The sequence below is a fragment of the Micromonospora sp. DT178 genome, assembly GCF_049841695.1.
Taxonomy (GTDB): Bacteria; Actinomycetota; Actinomycetes; order Mycobacteriales; family Micromonosporaceae; genus Micromonospora.
In genome coordinates this window covers 36276-53583 of sequence record NZ_JBNCKV010000014.1, presented here as the reverse complement: position 1 = coordinate 53583, position 17308 = coordinate 36276, and the positions used below count along the sequence as shown (strand labels likewise).

Annotated in this window: 19 protein-coding genes; 15 read left to right on the top strand and 4 right to left on the bottom strand. The window is 72.5% G+C overall.

The features are described 5' to 3' along the window. The first annotated feature begins 265 nt into the window (after positions 1-265). Positions 266-799 (top strand): HNH endonuclease, encoded by a 534-nt coding sequence (locus ACLQ22_RS23240; RefSeq protein ID WP_210832062.1) that lies wholly within the window; start codon positions 266-268, stop codon positions 797-799. Between the two features lie 49 nt (positions 800-848). On the opposite strand, the gene ACLQ22_RS23235 is transcribed toward ACLQ22_RS23240, so the two are convergent. The 3 genes from ACLQ22_RS23235 to ACLQ22_RS23225 form a co-directional block, all read right to left on the bottom strand. After that, the gene (locus ACLQ22_RS23235) at positions 849-1700 is read right to left on the bottom strand and encodes a class F sortase (protein WP_425694180.1); all 852 of its coding nucleotides are present in this window, start codon (positions 1698-1700) and stop codon (positions 849-851) included. A 12-nt stretch (positions 1701-1712) separates the two neighbouring features. Next, the gene (locus ACLQ22_RS23230; protein ID WP_425694179.1) at positions 1713-2234 is read right to left on the bottom strand and encodes a hypothetical protein; all 522 of its coding nucleotides are present in this window, start codon (positions 2232-2234) and stop codon (positions 1713-1715) included. An 88-nt stretch (positions 2235-2322) separates the two neighbouring features. Then, positions 2323-2778, bottom strand: coding sequence for an Lrp/AsnC family transcriptional regulator (locus ACLQ22_RS23225; protein ID WP_425694178.1), 456 nt, complete (start codon positions 2776-2778; stop codon positions 2323-2325). 210 nt (positions 2779-2988) lie between these two features. Between ACLQ22_RS23225 and ACLQ22_RS23220 the strand changes: the two genes are divergently transcribed. From ACLQ22_RS23220 to ACLQ22_RS23170, 11 genes are all read left to right on the top strand, one after another. Then, entirely contained in the window at positions 2989-3858 is an 870-nt protein-coding gene (locus ACLQ22_RS23220; protein WP_425694275.1) for a tryptophan 2,3-dioxygenase, read from the top strand. A 20-nt stretch (positions 3859-3878) separates the two neighbouring features. After that, positions 3879-5189 (top strand): kynureninase, encoded by a 1311-nt coding sequence (gene kynU / locus ACLQ22_RS23215; protein ID WP_425694177.1) that lies wholly within the window; start codon positions 3879-3881, stop codon positions 5187-5189. A 55-nt stretch (positions 5190-5244) separates the two neighbouring features. Then, positions 5245-6582 (top strand): FAD-dependent oxidoreductase, encoded by a 1338-nt coding sequence (locus ACLQ22_RS23210; protein WP_425694176.1) that lies wholly within the window; start codon positions 5245-5247, stop codon positions 6580-6582. A gap of 23 nt (positions 6583-6605) precedes the next feature. Then, entirely contained in the window at positions 6606-8087 is a 1482-nt protein-coding gene (locus tag ACLQ22_RS23205) for a 2-hydroxymuconic semialdehyde dehydrogenase (protein ID WP_425694274.1), read from the top strand. A 67-nt stretch (positions 8088-8154) separates the two neighbouring features. Then, the gene (locus ACLQ22_RS23200) at positions 8155-8949 is read left to right on the top strand and encodes a 2-keto-4-pentenoate hydratase (protein WP_425694175.1); all 795 of its coding nucleotides are present in this window, start codon (positions 8155-8157) and stop codon (positions 8947-8949) included. Then, a complete protein-coding gene (locus ACLQ22_RS23195) occupies positions 8946-9887 on the top strand; it encodes an acetaldehyde dehydrogenase (acetylating) (protein WP_425694174.1) in 942 nt (313 codons plus the stop codon). The genes ACLQ22_RS23200 and ACLQ22_RS23195 overlap by 4 nt, the downstream gene beginning before the upstream one ends. Further along, positions 9884-10954, top strand: a complete 1071-nt coding sequence (gene dmpG / locus ACLQ22_RS23190) for a 4-hydroxy-2-oxovalerate aldolase (protein ID WP_425694173.1) — start codon at positions 9884-9886, stop codon at positions 10952-10954. The genes ACLQ22_RS23195 and dmpG overlap by 4 nt, the downstream gene beginning before the upstream one ends. A 56-nt stretch (positions 10955-11010) precedes the next feature. Continuing rightward, a complete protein-coding gene (locus tag ACLQ22_RS23185; protein ID WP_425694172.1) occupies positions 11011-11784 on the top strand; it encodes a 2-keto-4-pentenoate hydratase in 774 nt (257 codons plus the stop codon). Further along, the gene (locus ACLQ22_RS23180; RefSeq protein ID WP_425694171.1) at positions 11781-12263 is read left to right on the top strand and encodes a RidA family protein; all 483 of its coding nucleotides are present in this window, start codon (positions 11781-11783) and stop codon (positions 12261-12263) included. The genes ACLQ22_RS23185 and ACLQ22_RS23180 overlap by 4 nt, the downstream gene beginning before the upstream one ends. Beyond that, positions 12260-12784 (top strand): 3-hydroxyanthranilate 3,4-dioxygenase, encoded by a 525-nt coding sequence (locus tag ACLQ22_RS23175; RefSeq protein ID WP_425694170.1) that lies wholly within the window; start codon positions 12260-12262, stop codon positions 12782-12784. The genes ACLQ22_RS23180 and ACLQ22_RS23175 overlap by 4 nt, the downstream gene beginning before the upstream one ends. Next, complete coding sequence (locus tag ACLQ22_RS23170) at positions 12784-13812, top strand: amidohydrolase family protein (protein ID WP_121399406.1); 1029 nt, start codon at positions 12784-12786, stop codon at positions 13810-13812. The genes ACLQ22_RS23175 and ACLQ22_RS23170 overlap by 1 nt, the downstream gene beginning before the upstream one ends. Before the next feature lie 106 nt (positions 13813-13918). Here the strand turns inward: ACLQ22_RS23170 and ACLQ22_RS23165 are convergent, their stop codons facing one another. Beyond that, a complete protein-coding gene (locus ACLQ22_RS23165) occupies positions 13919-14857 on the bottom strand; it encodes a dienelactone hydrolase family protein (protein WP_425694169.1) in 939 nt (312 codons plus the stop codon). Between the two features lie 211 nt (positions 14858-15068). Here ACLQ22_RS23165 and ACLQ22_RS23160 point away from each other — a divergent pair, with 211 nt between their 5' ends. From ACLQ22_RS23160 to ACLQ22_RS23150, 3 genes are all read left to right on the top strand, one after another. Then, the gene (locus tag ACLQ22_RS23160; RefSeq protein WP_425694168.1) at positions 15069-16532 is read left to right on the top strand and encodes an amidase; all 1464 of its coding nucleotides are present in this window, start codon (positions 15069-15071) and stop codon (positions 16530-16532) included. A 73-nt stretch (positions 16533-16605) separates the two neighbouring features. Further along, on the top strand, positions 16606-16893 hold the full coding sequence (locus ACLQ22_RS23155; RefSeq protein WP_121399403.1) for an aa3-type cytochrome oxidase subunit CtaJ: 288 nt from the start codon (positions 16606-16608) through the stop codon (positions 16891-16893). Continuing rightward, a complete protein-coding gene (locus ACLQ22_RS23150) occupies positions 16880-17287 on the top strand; it encodes a DUF5130 family protein (protein ID WP_132239293.1) in 408 nt (135 codons plus the stop codon). Before ACLQ22_RS23155 ends, ACLQ22_RS23150 begins: the two co-directional genes overlap by 14 nt. The last annotated feature ends 21 nt before the right edge of the window (positions 17288-17308 follow it).

Below are 17308 nucleotides of genomic sequence, written 5' to 3'. Positions count from 1 at the left end.
CGGATCCGGCACAACTGAGATCGAGAACGGGTGTAGAACGTCGAGAGGTGCTGATGGGTCAGGCCCTGCTCAGAAGCCGACTCTGTCCGTTTCCGGGTGATGTCCAATCGGCTTCCGACATTAGTACGTGCAATCCGGGGTCCGATCAGGGACGATGGGCGCACGGACGTCGGTGATCCGGCCGGCGTCGGCCGTGGTGGGTCGCCGTGCCCGTGCCCGGTCGGCGGTGGCGAGCAGGGGCCGCTGAACCGGGAGGGTGAACGCGATGCCTGACATACGACCCACGGTGGGCTCCGGTGCGCTGGTCCTCAACGCCACCTACGAGCCGCTGTGTGTCGTGTCGGTGCGTCGTGCCGCCATTCTCGTGCTCTCCGCCAAGGCGGTCTGTGTCGCCGACGGCGACGGCATCCTGCACAGCGCCCGCGACGCGCTGCCGGTGCCGTCGGTCGTCCGGCTCACCCGCTTCGTACGGGTGCCCTACCGCACCCACGTCGGGCTCTCCCGCCGCGGCATCTTCGCCCGGGACGGCTGGCGTTGCGCCTACTGCCGGGGTCCCGCCGAGACCATCGACCACGTCTTCCCGCGCAGCCGGGGCGGCCGGCACGCCTGGGAGAACGTCGTGGCGGCCTGCGCCCGGTGCAACCACACCAAGGGCGACAAGACGCCGGCCGAGCTGGGCTGGCGGCTGCACGCGCTGCCGGCGGCCCCGAAGGGCACCGCCTGGCGGGTGCTCGGCCACCGGGCGCCGGATCCCCGCTGGGCGGACTGGCTCGACCTGCGCGAGCCCGAGGCGGCCTGACCGTCGCCCGCGCGGGGGAATCTGGCCCGCGGACGGCGTCGGGGGCCGGTCACGTCGTGCGGGCCCGGACCAGCGACGCGAACACCACCACGTTGTCGGCGTACCCGGTCTCCCCGCCCACCCAGCGCCCGCCGCAGGTGATCAGGCGCAGCCGGGGGCGGCTGAAGTCCCCGAAGACCTCGTCCACCGGCAGCCGGTCCTTGTCGAAGCGCTCGACGGAGTCCACCTCGAAGACGGCCACCGACCGGTCCTGCCGGGCGATCTCGATCCGATCCCCGTCGTGCAGGTCCCGCAGCTTGTGGAAGACCGCCGGCCCGGTGCTGGTGTCGACGTGCCCGACGATCACCGAGGGGCCGTACTGACCGGGGGTCGGGCCCTGGTCGTACCAGCCGGCCTCCTGGGCGCGGGCGGCGTCCGGCACCGCGATGCTGCCGTCCGGGGCGATGCCAACGCCGTGCACGGGCGCCCGGACGTCGATCGGGTCGATCTCGATGCCGACGGGCCGGCTCGCGGGCAGCACCGGGAACTTCTTCGGCGCGGGTCGCAGCCCTGCGAGGAACCGCTCCGGCAGCACGCTCACGCCGGCGATCCGCTCCACGCCGAGCATCGTGATGATCAGCGCCATCAGCGTCCCGATCACGAGGACCGGCAGGCCGGGCCCCCGGCCGGGAGCCCACCGGCTGCGGCCGGCCGGGATCCGGCGGTACCGCGGTCGGGCGGGCAGCGGACCGGCGGCCGGATCGGTGGTGGCGACGCTCGCCGACACCGCCTCCCCGGCCACCCGGCGCAGCCGGCGGGCGGTCGCGGCCGCCGCCCGGCGGGACGCCCGCAGCGCCCGCCGGGTGGTCGCCCGGACCCGGCCCGGATCCGATCGCCTGGTACGCCTCTGGGAGCCGGCCATGGCGACGGCGGGTCAGGAACCGGACCCGGTCCGGCGGCGGTTGCCGAAGAAGCCGAAGCCCACGGCCAGGGCCACGACCGCGAGGCCGCCGATCATCAGCATCGAGCCGGTGCCCGAGGTGCCGGCGGTGCCGCCGCCCCCGGTGGCCGGGCCCTTGCTGGGCTGCTCCATGTTCAGCACCGTGAGCGTGCTGGTCGCCGTCTTGCCGTTGTCGCAGCGCAGGTCGACCGGGTAGTCGCCGGGCTCCTTGCTGCCCGGGATGGTGACCTGGCCGGTCAGGAAGCCGTTGTCCGGCCGCAGCATCACCCGCCCGAAGGCGTCGGAGTGCACGTCGGCCTGGCGGTTGTTGGCGTTGTCGCAACCGGCCCGGATGCTGACCCGGGTACCGGCCTGCGCGCTGTTGGGCACCACCTCGACGAATGTGTTCTCACCCGCCCACGCGGGTGCGACGGTCGTCAGGACGAAAGCCCCGACCAGCCCCAAGACGGTCAGAGCGCGGGTCAGGGCACGTTGGAACGCTGTGAGCACCGGCATGATCCCCCCTTCCGGTGACGATCACCGGAATCCTCCCCGGGCAACAGGGCCTGCTTTCCCGCTGGCCGGGGGGCAAACCCGGGGCGGGTCAGCGCGGCCGGTCGGCGGGGGGCAGCGGGGTGACGGGCTGCCACGCCAGGGGGGTGGAGAGGACCATCGTGCTGGACGGCTGGCCGTACGGGGCGAGCCGGTCGATGACGCCCTCGAAGTCGTCAATCGACCCGGCGGCCACCTTGAGCATGCTGCACGCGTCGCCGGTGATGCGGTGGATCTCCAGGATCTCGGGCCAGCCCGCCACGTTCGGGTCGTGCAGGATGCACCGCGCCCCGTAACAGGACATCCGGATCAGCGCGACCACGGTGCGGCCGGCCCGGGTCAGGTCGACGTGGGCGTGGTAGCCGGTGATCACGCCGGACTCCTCCAGCCGGCGCACGCGCTCGGCCACGGCCGGCGGCGACAGGTGCACCCGGCGGGAGAGCTCGCTGAAGGAGAGGCGCGCGTCGGCCTGCAGTTCCCGCAGCAGCGCCCAGTCCATGTCGTCCATGAGGCGACCTTACTTTCTCGAAGCCGAATCCGGCTCATGCCTTCTGCGTCGCAGGTCAGACGGGGTGAGCGCCGTTGATCCGGCATTCCATCCGGGGGTTCCGCCGAGAGATCATGTCGGCATCCCGAAAACGGCCGACCGTCGGCCGTCCCGGGGTGACGAAGCAGAGGGAGGCCACCGGTGAAGCAGACGGACGTGCGCGTACCCGCCATGGCGGCGGTGCGCCCGGCGACCCCGCGGCAGCGCGCGGCCCGCGCCGCCCGCAACGGCGGCGAACCGACGCTGGAGTTCGCCGAGCGGGTGCCGTACGACGCGTACGTGCACGCCAGCACGCTGCACCAACTGCAACAGCCGCTGAGCGACGACCCGGGTGAGATGTCCTTCCTGATGGTCAGCCAGATCATGGAGCTGTACTTCGGGCTGACCTGCCACGAGCTGCGCGAGACGCAGCGGCTGCTGCGGGCCGACCGGGTGTGGGACGCGCTGGCCCCGCTGCGCCGCGCCGCGCTGCACCTGGAGGGGCTGAACGCGGCCTGGAACGGGCTGCGCTGGATGACCCCCGCCGACTTCAACCGGTTCCGCAACCTGCTGGGCGAGGGCTCCGGCTTCCAGTCGGCGATGTACCGCCACCTGGAGTTCCTGCTCGGCCTCCGCGACGAGACGCTGATCCGGCCGTTCCGGCGACAGACCGACGTCCACACCGAGCTGCGCGCCACCCTGGCGGCGCCGAGCCTCTGGGACGACGTGCTCGCCCTGCTGGCCCGGCAGGGCCACGACCTGCCGGCCGACCTGCTCGACCGGGAGTTCGCCGCCGAGCACCAGCCGCACGCCGCCGTGGAGGCCGCCTGGGTGCGGATCTACGCCGAGCCCGGGCCGGAGAACCACCTGCGGATGCTGGGCGAGGCGCTCACCGAGGTGGCCGAGCAGTTCGGCGACTGGCGGCAGCACCACGTCAAGGCGGTGCAGCGGACAATGGGCGCCAAGGTCGGCAGCGGTGGCTCCGCCGGACTGGCGTGGTTGCAGCGCAGCATGGCCCGGGTGGTCTTCCCCGAGCTGTGGTCGGCCCGGACAGCGATGTGACCCGAGAGCGAGACGACCCCATGACCACCCCCACATCCGAATCGTCCAGCTTCGCCGCCGGTGAGGCCGAGGCGCGCCGCCTCGACGCCGCCCATCCCGGGCACCGCCACCTGTTCCACGTGCCGCCGGCCGACGGCGGGCGCTTCCGCGACGCCGCGTACCTGGCCGGAAACTCCCTCGGTCTGCAACCGCGGGCCACCCGCGACGAACTTCTCGCCGACCTGGACGCGTGGCGCCGGCTCGGGGTCGAGGGGCACCTGGAGGCGGAACGCCCCTGGCTGCCGTACCACGAGCTGCTGACGGCGCCGGCCGCGCGACTGGTCGGCGCCACCCCGGCGGAGGTCGTGGTGATGAACTCCCTCACCGTCAACCTGCACCTGCTGATGGTCAGCTTCTACCGGCCGGCGGGGGCGCGCACCAGGATCGTCATCGAGGACAGCGCCTTCCCCTCGGACAGCTACGCCGTGCGCAGCCAGGTCCGCTTCCACGGCCTGGACCCGGACACCAATGTCGTCCGGCTGCGCCCGCGCGCCGGCGAGGACACCCTGCGCACCGAGGACGTGACCGCCTACCTGGCCGCCGAGGGCGACACGGTGGCGCTGCTGCTGCTCGGCGGGGTCAACTACCTCACCGGCGAGCTGATGGACATCCCGACGATCACCGCCGCCGGCCGCGCGGCGGGGGCCGTGGTCGGCTGGGACCTGGCGCACGCCGCCGGCAACGTCCCGCTGGCCCTGCACGACTGGGACGTCGACTTCGCTGCCTGGTGCTCCTACAAGTATCTGAACTCCGGGCCCGGCGCGCTGGCCGGCGTCTTCGTGCACGAGCGGCACCTCGGCGACCCGGACCTGCCCCGCTTCGAGGGCTGGTGGAGCACCGAGGCGGCCACCCGGTTCGAGATGACCCCCGTCTCCCGGCCGCCGGCCACCGTGGAGGCCTGGCAGATCTCCAACCCGCCGATCTTCGCGATGGGCCCGGTGCGGACCTCGCTGGAACTCTTCGACACCGTCGGGATGCCCGCGCTGCGCGAGCGCAGCCTCCGGCTCACCGGCTACCTGGCGGGGCTGCTGGACGAGGTGACCGCGAACCGTCCGCTGACCGTGGTCACCCCACGCGAGCCGGAGCGGCGCGGCTGCCAGCTCTCGGTGCGCATCGGCGCGGGCAGCGCGGCCGGGCTGGCCAAGCGGCTGCGGCACGAGCACGGCGTGATCGCCGACGCCCGGGAGCCGGACATCATCCGGTTCGCTCCGGTACCGCTCTATTCCACGTTCCACGACTGCTGGCGGGTCGCCGACGCGCTGGCCGCCACGGTGGAGGTGAACTCATGGTGAGCGCGAGGAGTGAGCCGGGGTTGCGAGCCCCGCAGTCGCGAACGGAGGTGAACTCATGACCGACGAGCGGAACGAGATCGCGGTGGTCGGCGCGGGCCTGGCCGGCTGCCTGCTGGCCTGCTTCCTGGCCCGGCGCGGCTACCCGGTGGCGCTCTACGAGCGGCGACCCGACCCGCGTACCGGCACGGTGGAGCGGGGACGCTCCATCAACCTGGCGCTCTCCGAGCGGGGCCTGGACGCGCTGCGCCGCATCGGCTTGGACGAGCAGGTGCTGGCGGACGGGCTGCCGATGCGCGGCCGGATGATCCACCCCGTCGACGGCGAGGCGCAGTTCCAGTCGTACAGCGCCTCTGGCGACCGGGCGATCAACTCGATCAGCCGGGGCGCGCTGAACAACGCCCTGCTCGACGCGGCCACCAGCCTGCCGGGGGTGCGGGCCGCCTTCGACCACCGGCTCGTCGGGCTCGACCCGACCAGCGGCGAGATGACCTTCGAGACCCCGCAGGGCCCGGTCGCGGCCACCGCGTCGGTCGTCCTCGGCACCGACGGCGCCGGCTCGGCGGTGCGCGGGCAGCTGCTGGCGTACGGGCTGCTGACCGAGAGCGTGGACTTCCTCGACTACGGCTACAAGGAGCTGACGATCCCGCCGCTGGGCGGGGACTTCGCCCTCGACCCGGAGGCGCTGCACATCTGGCCGCGCGGCACCTCGATGATGATCGCGCTGCCGAACCCGGACCGCTCGTTCACCTGCACGCTCTTCTGGCCCACCCACGGCACCGCCAGCTTCGCCTCGCTGGGCAGCCCGGCGGCCATCGAGCGGCACTTCGCCGAGCATTACCCGGACCTGCCGCCGCTCGCCCCGGGCCTCGTCGACGACTACCAGCACAACCCGGTGGGTGTGCTCGGCACCGTCCGCTGCACCCCCTGGCAGGCGTACGGGAGGGTCGGCCTGCTCGGCGACGCGGCACACGCCATCGTCCCGTTCTACGGCCAGGGCGCGAACTGCGCCTTCGAGGACGTGGTCGAGCTGGACCGCTGCCTGGACGAGTGCGCCGACGACTGGTCGGACGCGCTGCCGCTGTTCCAACAGCGGCGACAGGAGAACGCCGAGGCGATCGCGCAGATGGCGCTGGCGAACTTCGTGGAGATGCGGGACAAGGTCGCCTCGCCGCTGTTCCAGGCGGGTCGGAAGGTCGAGCACGCGCTGGAGCGGGTCCTGCCGGGCCGGTACGTCTCCCGCTACGAGCTGGTGTCCTTCTCGACCACCCCGTACGCGGAGGTGCGTCGCCGGGTCCGCCGGCAGCACCGGGTGCTCGGGGCGGTGGCCGCCGGGGCGGCGGCGCTGCTGGCCGGCGCGGTCGGCCTCACGATCAGCCGAGGGAGGCGTCGATGACCGTGACCTGGGATCCCCGGCTGATGGCCGGGCGGGCGCCCGACGGCCCGGGCCTGCTGCGCAACTTCGTCGGTGGTGAGTTCGTCGAGGGTGGGCGGCGGTTCGTCAAGCGCAGTCCGGTGACGGGTGAGCCGGTGTTCGAGGTGGCCGAGGCGGATCGGGCGTGTGTGGACGATGCGGTCGCGGCGGCGCGGGCGGCGCTGCGGGGGCCGTGGGGTCGGATGGGGGAGCGGGAGCGCGCGGAGGTGCTGCGTCGGGTCGCCGACGAGTTGGAGCGCCGTTTCGACGATCTGGTGACCGCGGAGGTCGCCGACACCGGTAAGTCGATCTCGCAGGCGCGGACGTTGGACATCCCGCGTGGTGCGGCGAACTTCCGCGCGTTCGCGGAGATCGTGGCGACGGCGCCGACGGAGTCCTTCACCACGGTCACGCCGACCGGCGGGCGGGCGCTGAACTACGCGGTGCGTAAGCCGGTGGGTGTGGTGGCGGTGATCGTGCCGTGGAACCTGCCGTTGCTGCTGTTGACGTGGAAGGTCGCTCCGGCGCTGGCGTGCGGTAACGCGGTGGTGGTGAAGCCGAGTGAGGAGACGCCGGCGTCGGCGACGTTGTTGGCGGAGGTGATGGCCGCGGCGGGGGTGCCCGAGGGGGTGTTCAACCTGGTGCACGGCTTCGGTCCGGACTCGGCGGGTGAGTTCCTCACCCGGCATCCGGGGGTGGACGCGATCACGTTCACGGGTGAGTCGTCGACGGGGGGTGCGATCATGCGGGCCGCCTCCGACGGGGTGAAGGCGGTTTCCTTCGAGTTGGGTGGCAAGAACGCCGGTCTGGTGTTCGCCGACGCGGATCTGAATGCGGCGGTGGCCGGCTCGGTGCGGTCGAGTTTCACCAACGGTGGCCAGGTGTGTCTGTGCACTGAGCGGATCTATGTGCAGCGGCCGGTGTTCGAGGAGTTCACGGCCCGGTTGGCGGAGCGGGCTGCCGAGCTGCGGTTCGGGTGGCCTGCGGATGAGGCGACGGTGAACATGCCGTTGATTTCGCATCAGCACCGGGACAAGGTGTTGGGCTATTACGACCTTGCCCGTGCCGAGGGTGCGCAGGTGCTTGCTGGGGGCGGCGCACCGCGTTTCGGTGATGCCCGTGACGGTGGGGCTTATGTGCTGCCGACGGTGTTGGCCGGGCTGGGCCCGCAGGCCCGCACCAACACCGAGGAGATCTTCGGGCCGGTGGTGCATGTGGCGCCGTTCGATGATGAGGATGAGGCGTTCGCGTTGGCCAACGGTACGGAGTACGGGTTGGCGGGGGTGGTGTGGACGCGGGATGTGGGTCGGGCGCATCGGGCGGGGGCGCGGTTGGATGCGGGGATCGTGTGGGTGAACACGTGGTTCCTGCGGGATTTGCGGACGCCGTTCGGTGGGGTGAAGGCGTCGGGTATCGGGCGTGAGGGTGGCGTGCACTCGTTGGGTTTCTATTCCGAACTCACCAACGTCTGCGTGGACCTGACATGAGCGTGCAGGCCATCAGGCGCAGTGGCGTGGAGCCCCGTGGCGGCTTCGCGGGCAGCGAGGAGTCGACATGAGCGTTGATTACGAGGCGGCGGCCCGGGAACTGGTCGACGCGCGGGACAACGGCACGCCGTGTGCGCCGCTGCGCGGGCGGCTGCTGCCCGAGGGGGACGTCACGTCGGCGTACGTGGTGCAGCAACTCCAGGTGCGGCAGTGGTTGCAGCGGGGCCACCGGCGGGTGGGCGCGAAGATCGGGCTGACCTCCCGGGCGGTGCAGGAGAGCTTCGGGGTGTTCCAGCCGGACTTCGGGGTGCTGCTGGACGACATGGCGGTGCCCGACGGGGCCGAGGTCGCGATGGACCGGCTGTTGCAGCCCCGGGTGGAGGCGGAGGTCGCCTTCGTGCTGGGCGCGGACCTGCCCGACGAGCGGATCACCAGCGCGGACGTGATTCGGGCGGTGGATCACGTGTTGCCGGCGATCGAGATCGTGGATTCGCGGGTGGCGGGGTGGGACATCTCGATCGTGGACACGGTGGCGGACAACGCCTCCAGCGGCCTGTTCGTGCTCGGCACGACGCCGCGTCGGCTGGCGGATGTGGACCTGCGGTTGTGCGGGATGGTCCTCGAACACGCCGGTGAGCCGGTGTCGGTCGGGGCGGGCGCGGCGTGCCTGGGCAATCCGTTGCACGCGGTGCAGTGGCTGGCGCAGACGATGGCCCGCTCCGGCGACCCGCTGCGCGCCGGTGACGTGGTGCTCTCCGGGGCGCTCGGTCCGATGGTGCCGGTGACGGCAGGCGCGGCCTACGAGGCGCGGATCTCCGGTCTGGGCTCTGTCCGCACGTGTTTCTCGAAGGAGGCGTCGTGACCACCGGCGTGGCGGTGATCGGGTCGGGCAACATCGGCACCGATTTGATGATCAAGGTGTTGCGGTTGTCGGAGTCGTTGCGGATGGTGGCGATGGTGGGCATCGACCCCGACTCCGACGGTTTGGCGCGGGCCCGCCGGTTGGGTGTGGCGACCACCGCCGAGGGTGTGGACGGTCTCGTCGGGATGCCGGAGTTCGCGGATGTGGAGTTGGTGTTCGATGCCACGTCGGCCGGCGCACATCGGCGCAACGACGCGGTGTTGGCCGCGCACGGTCGGCTGGTGGTGGATCTGACGCCGGCGGCGATCGGCCCGTATGTGGTGCCGCCGGTGAACCTGGACGAGCATCTGGGTGAGCGCAACGTGAACATGGTGACGTGTGGTGGGCAGGCGACCGTGCCGATCGTCGCCGCTGTCGGTCGGGTGACGCCGGTGGCGTACGGGGAGATCGTGGCGTCGATCGCGTCGAGGTCGGCGGGTCCGGGGACGCGGGCGAACATCGACGAGTTCACCGAGACGACGGCGCGGGCGATCGAGGTGGTCGGTGGCGCGCAGCGCGGTAAGGCGATCATCGTGTTGAACCCGGCGGATCCGCCGTTGTTGATGCGCGACACGGTCTACTGCCTGTGCCCCGATGCTGACGCCGATCGGGCGGCGATCGCCGGGTCGGTGGCGCAGATGGTGGCGTCGGTGCAGGAGTACGTGCCCGGCTACCGGCTCAAGCAGGACGTGCAGTTCGACCGGGTCGACACCTATGTGCCGTCGTTGGGTCGGCACCTGAGCGGTTTGCAGGTCTCGGTGTTCCTGGAGGTCTCCGGCGCGGGCCACTATCTGCCGGCGTACGCGGGCAACCTGGACATCATGACCTCAGCCGCGCTGCGCACCGCGGAGCGCCTGGTCGCGCTGCGCCCCAAGGCCGCCTCGGAGGCCCTGTCATGACCGATCTGTACATCCAGGACGTGACGTTGCGCGACGGCATGCACGCCGTCGCCCACCGGTACACCGTCGAGCAGGTCCGCACCATCGCCGCGGCGTTGGATGCGGCGGGGGTGGCGGCGATCGAGGTCGCGCACGGTGACGGGCTTGCTGGTTCGAGTGTGAACTACGGTCATGGTGCGGCCAGTGACGCCGAGTGGATTTCGGCGGCGGCCGAGGTGATGACGTCGGCGAAGCTGACGACGTTGTTGCTGCCGGGGATCGGCACGATTGCGGATCTGAAGGCGGCGAAGGCCCTCGGCGTGACGAGTGTGCGCATCGCGACGCACTGCACTGAGGCGGACATCTCGGCGCAGCACATCGCGTGGGCGCGGGAGAACGGCATGGACGTCTCCGGCTTCCTGATGATGTCGCACATGAACGACCCCGTGGGCCTGGCCGGGCAGGCGAAGCTGATGGAGTCGTACGGGGCGCACTGCGTCTACGTCACCGACTCCGGCGGCCGACTACTCATGTCCGATGTCGCGCAGCGAGTCGACGCCTATCGGCAGGTGTTGGAGCCGACCACGCAGATCGGTATCCATGCGCATCACAACCTGTCCCTCGGCGTCGCCAACAGCGTGGTCGCGGTCGAGCACGGCCGCATCCTCGGCGACGGCCCGCTCGGCTCGCCGTCGGGGCGCACGGTGCGGGTGGACGCCTCCCTGGCTGGGCAGGGCGCCGGCGCGGGAAACGCGCCGCTGGAGGTGTTCGTGGCCGTCGCGGAGCTGCACGGCTGGCAGCACGGGTGTGACGTGTTCGCGTTGATGGACGCCGCCGACGACATCGTGCGGCCGTTGCAGGACCGGCCGGTGCAGGTCGACCGGGAAACCCTCTCCCTCGGCTACGCCGGGGTGTATTCCAGCTTCCTGCGGCATGCGGAGCGGGCCTCGGACAAGTACGGCGTGGACGTGCGCTCGATCCTGGTCGAGTTGGGTCGCCGCCGGATGGTCGGCGGGCAGGAGGACATGATCGTGGACGTGGCACTGGACCTCGCCGACGGTCGCGCACAGAACGGCGCGGCACAGTGAGCGCGAGCAGTGAGCCGGGCGTGCGAGCCCGTGCAGTCGCGAACAGAGGAGACGCCATGATCGGGCCGGACACTGTCGGTATCGCCGAGCGCCTCGGCGTGGCCGCCGACACCGCCACCGCCATCCCACAGTTGGCCGCCGAGACGGGCCTGGACGTCGATGCCGCGTACGCGGTGCAGACCGCGCTGATCCAGCGCCGCCTCGACCGGGGCGAGCGCCTGGTGGGGTTGAAGATGGGCCTGACCAGCAAGGCGAAGATGGCCCAGGTCGGCGTGGACGAGGTCATCTGGGGCCGCCTCACCGACACCATGCGTATCCCCGACGGCGGCACCCTCGACGTCAGTGCCTTCATCCACCCCCGCGTGGAGCCGGAGGTGGCGTTCCTGCTCGACCGCCTGCCCGAACCCGGCGAACCCGTCGGCGACTTCACCGACGCCGTGCGCGCGGTCGCCCCCGCCATCGAGGTCATCGACTCCCGCTACGCCAACTTCACGTTCTCCCTGCCGGATGTGATCGCCGACAACACCTCCGCCGCCGCGTTCACCATCGGCCCCTGGTCCCCGGTGCCCGACGGGCTCGACAACCTGGGTGTGTTGCTGGAGATCGACGGACGCGTCGCGCAGGTCGGCTCGACCGCCGCGATCCTCGGCGACCCCCGCCGCGCCCTCGACGAAGGCATCCGCCTCGCCGGCCGCCACGGCGTACGGCTGCGCGAAGGCTGGGTCTTCCTCGCCGGCGCCGCCACCGCCGCCGTCCCCCTGAAACCCGGCGCCCACGTGCGCGCCGTCGTCGAGAACCTTGGCACCGCCACCCTGCGAGCATCGGCATGACCACAAGCCACGGCGCGACAGCAGGCCACGGCACGACCGCGAACCATGGCACGACCGCGCAGGCGCACGTCGTCGCCGGCAAGGCCGTACCTCGCGGCGCGTTCCCCCACGTCAAGGTCGCCGGCGGCTTCGTCTTCGTCTCCGGCACCTCGTCACGACGGCCCGACAACACCTTCGCCGGCGTGCAGGTCGACGAGTTCGGCACCACCAACCTCGACATCCGCGCACAGACCAGAGCCGTCATCGACAACATCGCCGACCTGCTGCGCACCGTCGGCGCCGACCTGACCGACCTCGTCCAGGTCACCACCTACCTCGTCAACATGAACGACTTCGGCGGCTACAACCAGGTCTGGGCCGAATACTTCGACGCCACCGGACCCACCCGCACCACCGTCGCCGTGCACCAACTACCCCACCCGCACCTGCTCATCGAGATTCAGGCCGTGGCCCTTCTTCCGTCAGGAGGTCAGTCGTGAGTGAGATCGCGGAGCCGTTCAGCTTTCCCGGTTGGATCGCGGAGAACCAGCACCTGCTCAAGCCGCCGGTCGGCAACAAGGAGATGTTCCCGGGCGGGGACGACTTCATCGTGATGGTGGTGGGCGGGCCCAATCAGCGCACCGACTTCCACGTAGACCCGTACGAGGAGTTCTTCTACCAGGTCAAGGGCAACATGCACGTCAACCTGATGACCCCGGAGGGGCCGCGTACGGTGCACGTGCGCGAGGGCCAGATGTGGATGCTGCCGCGCAACACCCCGCACTCGCCGCAGCGGCCCGAGGCCGGCTCGATCGGCGTGGTCGTGGAGCGGGTCCGCGAGGAGGGCACGCTGGAGAAGTTCCAGTGGTACTGCACCGAGTGCGGGCACAAGGTGCACGAGGTGGAGTTGCAGGTCAGGGACATCGCCGCCGACCTGCCCCCGGTTTTCCAGGCGTTCTACGCCGACGAGGCCGCCCGCACCTGCGGGAACTGCGGCGCGCTGCACCCGGGCAAGGGCTGATGCCCGCCGGGCCCGGGCCGGCGCGGCCTCCCGTGGTCGACGTGCACACGCACGTCGTACCGAAGGGGTGGCCGGACCTCGGCGCGGCGTGCGGCGGGTCCGGCTGGCCCTGGCTGCGGGTCGACTCCGAGCGGGCGGCCATGATCATGGTGGGGGAGACGGAGTTCCGCCCGGTCGGGGCGGAGTGCTGGGACGCGCCGACCCGCCTCGGCGACATGGACGCCGACGGCGTGGACGTGCAGGTCGTCTCGCCCACCCCGGTCTTCTTCAGCTACGACCGGCCCGCCGACCAGGCGGTGAAGGTGGCCCGGATCTTCAACGACCTCACCCTGGAGGTCACCGCCGCCGGTGGCGACCGGCTGGTGCCGTTCTGCCAGGTGCCGCTGCAGGACCCGGAGGCGGCCTGCGCGGAGCTGGACCGCTGCCTCGCGGCCGGGCACGCCGGCGTGGAGATCGGCAACCACGTCGGCGACCGCGACCTGGACGACGCCGGGATCGTGGAGTTCCTGACGCACTGCGCCGAGGTGGGCGCGCCGGTCTTCGTGCACCCGTGGGACATGCCGGGCGGCCCCCGGCTGGACCGGTGGATGGCCCGCTGGCTCGCCGGGATGCCCGCCGAGACGCACCTGTCGGTGCTGGCGCTGATCCTCGGCGGCGTCTTCGACCGGGTGCCCGACACGCTGCGCATCTGCTTCGCGCACGGCGGCGGCAGCTTCCCGTTCTGGCTGGGCCGCGCCGACAACGCCTGGCACCGCCGGGGCGACCTGGTACGCGGCGCCTCCACCGCCCCGCCCAGCTCGTACGTCGACCGGTTCTGCGTCGACTCGGTGGTCTTCTCCACGCCCGCGCTGCGGCTGCTGGTCGACACGATGGGCGCCGAGCGGGTGCTCGTGGGCAGCGACTACCCGTACCCGCTGGGGGAGCGGCCGGTCGGCCGGGTGGTGCGGGAGGCGGACTTCCTCACCGGGGAACAGCGCGCCCTGCTGCTCGGCGGCAACGCGCTGCGGTTCCTCGGCACCCGCTCCTGAGCCCGCGTCCGGGCGACGCGGTCCCCGAAGGGCCCCGCGCCGCCCGGCGGGTGGAATCCGGAGCCGTCGCGGCCCCCAGTGCGCGCGACGGCTCCGGAGCGTGGGGTCAGGAGTGCGGGCAGGTGTCCCGGTACTCCTCGATCGCCGAGCCCACGGGGGCCGGGCAGAGGAACTGCTCGTAGCGGGTGTCGTCGTCGACGAACCGCTTGAGCCAGGAGATGCTGTACTTCGCCACCGTCACGTTCGACGAGGTGGGCGCGGAGTGGCTCGCCGCGTTCAGCTCCAGGTACGCCTTGTCCAGAGTGGCCGGCAGGCTGGTGTAGAACGGCTCCGAGTGCGACGAGACCGGGGCCACCGTGTCGTTCTCGGCCCCGATGACCAGGGTCGGTACCTGCACCGTCGACCAGCTCTTCTGGGTGTGCCAGCCGGTCAGCGGGATCGCCGCCTGCAACGCGGGCCGGGTGCTGGCCGCCGACAGGCTGCCGCCGCCGCCCATCGAGTGACCCATCACGGCGAGCCGGTTCCGGTCGATCCGGGTGCGGACGGTGCTGGTGTTGGTCAGGTAGTCCAGGGCCGCCAACAACTGGGTGCCCCGGCTGGCCGGCTGGTCGTACACGGACCGGGTGTCGATGGTGATGACGACGAAGCCCTGCGAGGCCAGGCGGGGGCCGAGCCACGCGACCGAGGTCTGGCGCGCGGTGAAGCCGGGGGAGATGGCGACCGCGCCGAAGGTGCCCTCGGCGGTGCTGGTCGGGTAGTAGATCGTCCCGCCGCCGAAGCCGCTGACGCTGCCGGCGGCGACGGTGGTCTGCGCGGTGGCGAACGGGCCGCGGGTGGCCTCGATGCTGGCCACGGTGGGCGCGGGGCCCCGCTCGTACGGGTTGGCGGCCAGCGGCGCGGCCGGGGGCAGGTCCCGGGCGCCGGCCGGCGCGGCGGGAGTGGCGGCCAGGCTCGCGCCGACCAGGGCGAGGGCCAGCAGCGGACGGGTGGCGCGCGAGGACCAGCGACGGCCCGGGCCGGGGTGGAGGGCGGGTACGGGTTGCACGGCGACGCTCCCTGCGGGGGGTGGGGGTCGGTGGCGGCGGTGCGGGGCCACCGGTGGGGGGTGATCGTCTTCGATCTGTCTCCATCCTCTGTGCCGGGTGCCGGTGGCCGGTCATCCCGATGTGGTCATGTCAGGGGGATATGGCGCTCGTCGCACCGCCGGCCGGTCGTGTCGTGCGGCGGAGCGGGGGCCGGGCGGGCAGGATGAGGGGATGGCCGAGCCGCACGACCTGACCGCGCTGGAGCAGGCCGCCGCGATCGCCGGCGGCGAGCTGTCCAGCGTCGAGTTGGTCGAGCACCACCTGACCCGGGTCGACGCCCTCGGCGACACCGTCGGCGCGTTCGTCACGGTCACCCCCGAGCGGGCCCGCGCGGCGGCCCGCGCCGCCGACGCCGCCCCCGCCGACGGGCGCGGCCCGTTGCACGGCGTGCCGACCGCGATCAAGGACCTCACCCTCACCGCCGGGGTGCGCACCACCTTCGGATCGGCGGCGTTCGCCGACTTCGTGCCGCCCGTGGACGCCGACGTGGTCCGGTTCATGGCCGAGGCCGGGCTGGTGAGCCTGGGCAAGACCACCACCTCCGAGCTGGGCTGTTCGCTCTACTCGGAGGGGCTGGTCGCGCCGCCGGCCCGCAACCCGTGGGACCTGGCGTACACCGCCGGCGGCTCCAGCGGAGGGGCGGCGGCGGCCGTCGCGGCCGGCCTGGTGCCGGTCGCCCAGGGCTCCGACGGCGGCGGCTCGGTGCGCATCCCGGCGTCGCTGTGCGGCCTGGTCGGCTACAAGCCGAGCCGGGGGCTGGTCTCCGGTGGGCCAGTCGGCTCCGGCGCCTATGGCCTGCCGACCAACGGGCCGATCGGGCGTACGGTCGCCGACGTGGCGGCGCTGCTCGACGTGCTGGCCCGGCCGGTGCCCGGCGAGCCCTACCTGGCGCCCGCCCCGCCCGCGGGCGGTTGGCTCGGCGCGGCCCGCGCGGCCGACCCGGGGCGGCTGCGCGTCGGGCGGTTCACCGCCCCGATGCTCGCCGACGAGCCGGTCCACCCCGACTGCGTCGCCGCCGTGGACCGGGCGGCGGCGCTGCTCACCGCCGCCGGCCACGAGGTGGTCGACGTCCCCGCGCCCCTCGGGCCCGCCGTGTGGCCGCTGTTCGAGATCGTCTGGTACGTGCTGGCGCTCGCGCCCGTGCCGCGGGAGCGGGAGAGCGCGCTGCTGCCGCTGACCCGGCACCTGCGGGCCCGGGGCGCGGAGATCTCCGCCGGCACCCTCACCGCCACGCTCGGCGAACTCCAGGCGCAGGTACGCCTCGGCGTGCGCCGCACCGCCGGCTGTGACCTGCTGCTCTGCCCGACCCTCGCCGCGCCGCAGGCGCCGCTGGGCTGGTTCGCCGAGGGGGGCGACCCGGCGGAGGACTTCGACCGGCAACGCCGGTTCTCGCCGTACTGCGCCGTCTTCAACGTGACGGGCGATCCGTCCGTGTCCCTGCCGGTGGGCGTCACCGCCGAGGGGCTGCCCGTGGGGGTCCTGCTGACCGGTCGGTACGGCGACGACGCGAGGTTGATCGCCACGGCTGCGCAACTGGAGCACTCCAGTGGCGGTTGGGATCGCCACCCCGCAATCTGGCGGGCCGTGGGCTCCGCTAACGTGAATGGCAGCGGTGTCGGGCGGTCGGCGCCATGATCGTCCACCCGACCCGGATCCTTGAGGTCTCTTCTTCCGCCTGGGGGCGTTGGGATTGTCTGTAACCGAGACGTTGCTGGTCTTCGTCGGCATCCCGGCGGCCGCGGTGCTGGTGATCGCCGGTCTGGCGTACGCCGGTAGCCGTGGTGGCGGCGGTGGCGGCGCCAAGCGCTACCGACCGGGCCGGCCCTTCGACTTCACTCCGGTCTGGTTCCTGGGCCGGCCGGAGCAGCTGGCCGACTCGGCCGGCACCGCCCTGGCAGCGGGCGCGCAGGCGCCGGCGCTGACCAGCCACAAGCTCGAGCGGGCCGGCGTCGAGCCGCCGGCCGGTGGAACCGGAGGCGCAAGTGACCGTTGGTGAGAAGCAGGCCGGGACGGGGAACCCGCCCGAGGTGCTGGACGGGCCGTTCTCGACCCGCCAGCTGCTGCGCATCGACGAGGCCCTGCGCCTGGCCGACCAGGGCACCGGCCTGGTCTTCTCGGTCTTCGTCGGCGGTCTCGACGAGCCGATCCGGGAGCACGCCGAGCGGCTGCACCGCCAGCTCGCCGAGCCCGACCGGTCGGTCCTGATCGCGGTGTCGCCCAACCAGCGGCAGCTGGAGATCGTCACCGGTCGGCACGCCCGCAAGCGCATCCCCGACACCTACGCCCGGCTCGCGGCGCTCTCGATGGTGGCGGCGTTCGGCGGCGGCGACCTGGCCGGCGGCATCATCAACGGCCTCGACCAGCTCGCCAGCCACGCCGGCAAGGGCTGACCGACCCGGCGCGTCCCGCGC

What these genes read in the sequence shown, in the direction of transcription:
- ACLQ22_RS23240 (WP_210832062.1), top strand. Translation starts at nt 266, where the DNA reads ATGCCTGACATACGACCCACGGTGGGCTCCGGTGCGCTGGTCCTCAAC.
- ACLQ22_RS23235 (WP_425694180.1), bottom strand. Translation starts at nt 1,700, where the DNA reads ATGGCCGGCTCCCAGAGGCGTACCAGGCGATCGGATCCGGGCCGGGTC.
- ACLQ22_RS23230 (WP_425694179.1), bottom strand. Translation starts at nt 2,234, where the DNA reads ATGCCGGTGCTCACAGCGTTCCAACGTGCCCTGACCCGCGCTCTGACC.
- ACLQ22_RS23225 (WP_425694178.1), bottom strand. Translation starts at nt 2,778, where the DNA reads ATGGACGACATGGACTGGGCGCTGCTGCGGGAACTGCAGGCCGACGCG.
- ACLQ22_RS23220 (WP_425694275.1), top strand. Translation starts at nt 2,989, where the DNA reads ATGGCGGCGGTGCGCCCGGCGACCCCGCGGCAGCGCGCGGCCCGCGCC.
- kynU (WP_425694177.1), top strand. Translation starts at nt 3,879, where the DNA reads ATGACCACCCCCACATCCGAATCGTCCAGCTTCGCCGCCGGTGAGGCC.
- ACLQ22_RS23210 (WP_425694176.1), top strand. Translation starts at nt 5,245, where the DNA reads ATGACCGACGAGCGGAACGAGATCGCGGTGGTCGGCGCGGGCCTGGCC.
- ACLQ22_RS23205 (WP_425694274.1), top strand. Translation starts at nt 6,606, where the DNA reads ATGGCCGGGCGGGCGCCCGACGGCCCGGGCCTGCTGCGCAACTTCGTC.
- ACLQ22_RS23200 (WP_425694175.1), top strand. Translation starts at nt 8,155, where the DNA reads ATGAGCGTTGATTACGAGGCGGCGGCCCGGGAACTGGTCGACGCGCGG.
- dmpG (WP_425694173.1), top strand. Translation starts at nt 9,884, where the DNA reads ATGACCGATCTGTACATCCAGGACGTGACGTTGCGCGACGGCATGCAC.
- ACLQ22_RS23185 (WP_425694172.1), top strand. Translation starts at nt 11,011, where the DNA reads ATGATCGGGCCGGACACTGTCGGTATCGCCGAGCGCCTCGGCGTGGCC.
- ACLQ22_RS23180 (WP_425694171.1), top strand. Translation starts at nt 11,781, where the DNA reads ATGACCACAAGCCACGGCGCGACAGCAGGCCACGGCACGACCGCGAAC.
- ACLQ22_RS23170 (WP_121399406.1), top strand. Translation starts at nt 12,784, where the DNA reads ATGCCCGCCGGGCCCGGGCCGGCGCGGCCTCCCGTGGTCGACGTGCAC.
- ACLQ22_RS23160 (WP_425694168.1), top strand. Translation starts at nt 15,069, where the DNA reads ATGGCCGAGCCGCACGACCTGACCGCGCTGGAGCAGGCCGCCGCGATC.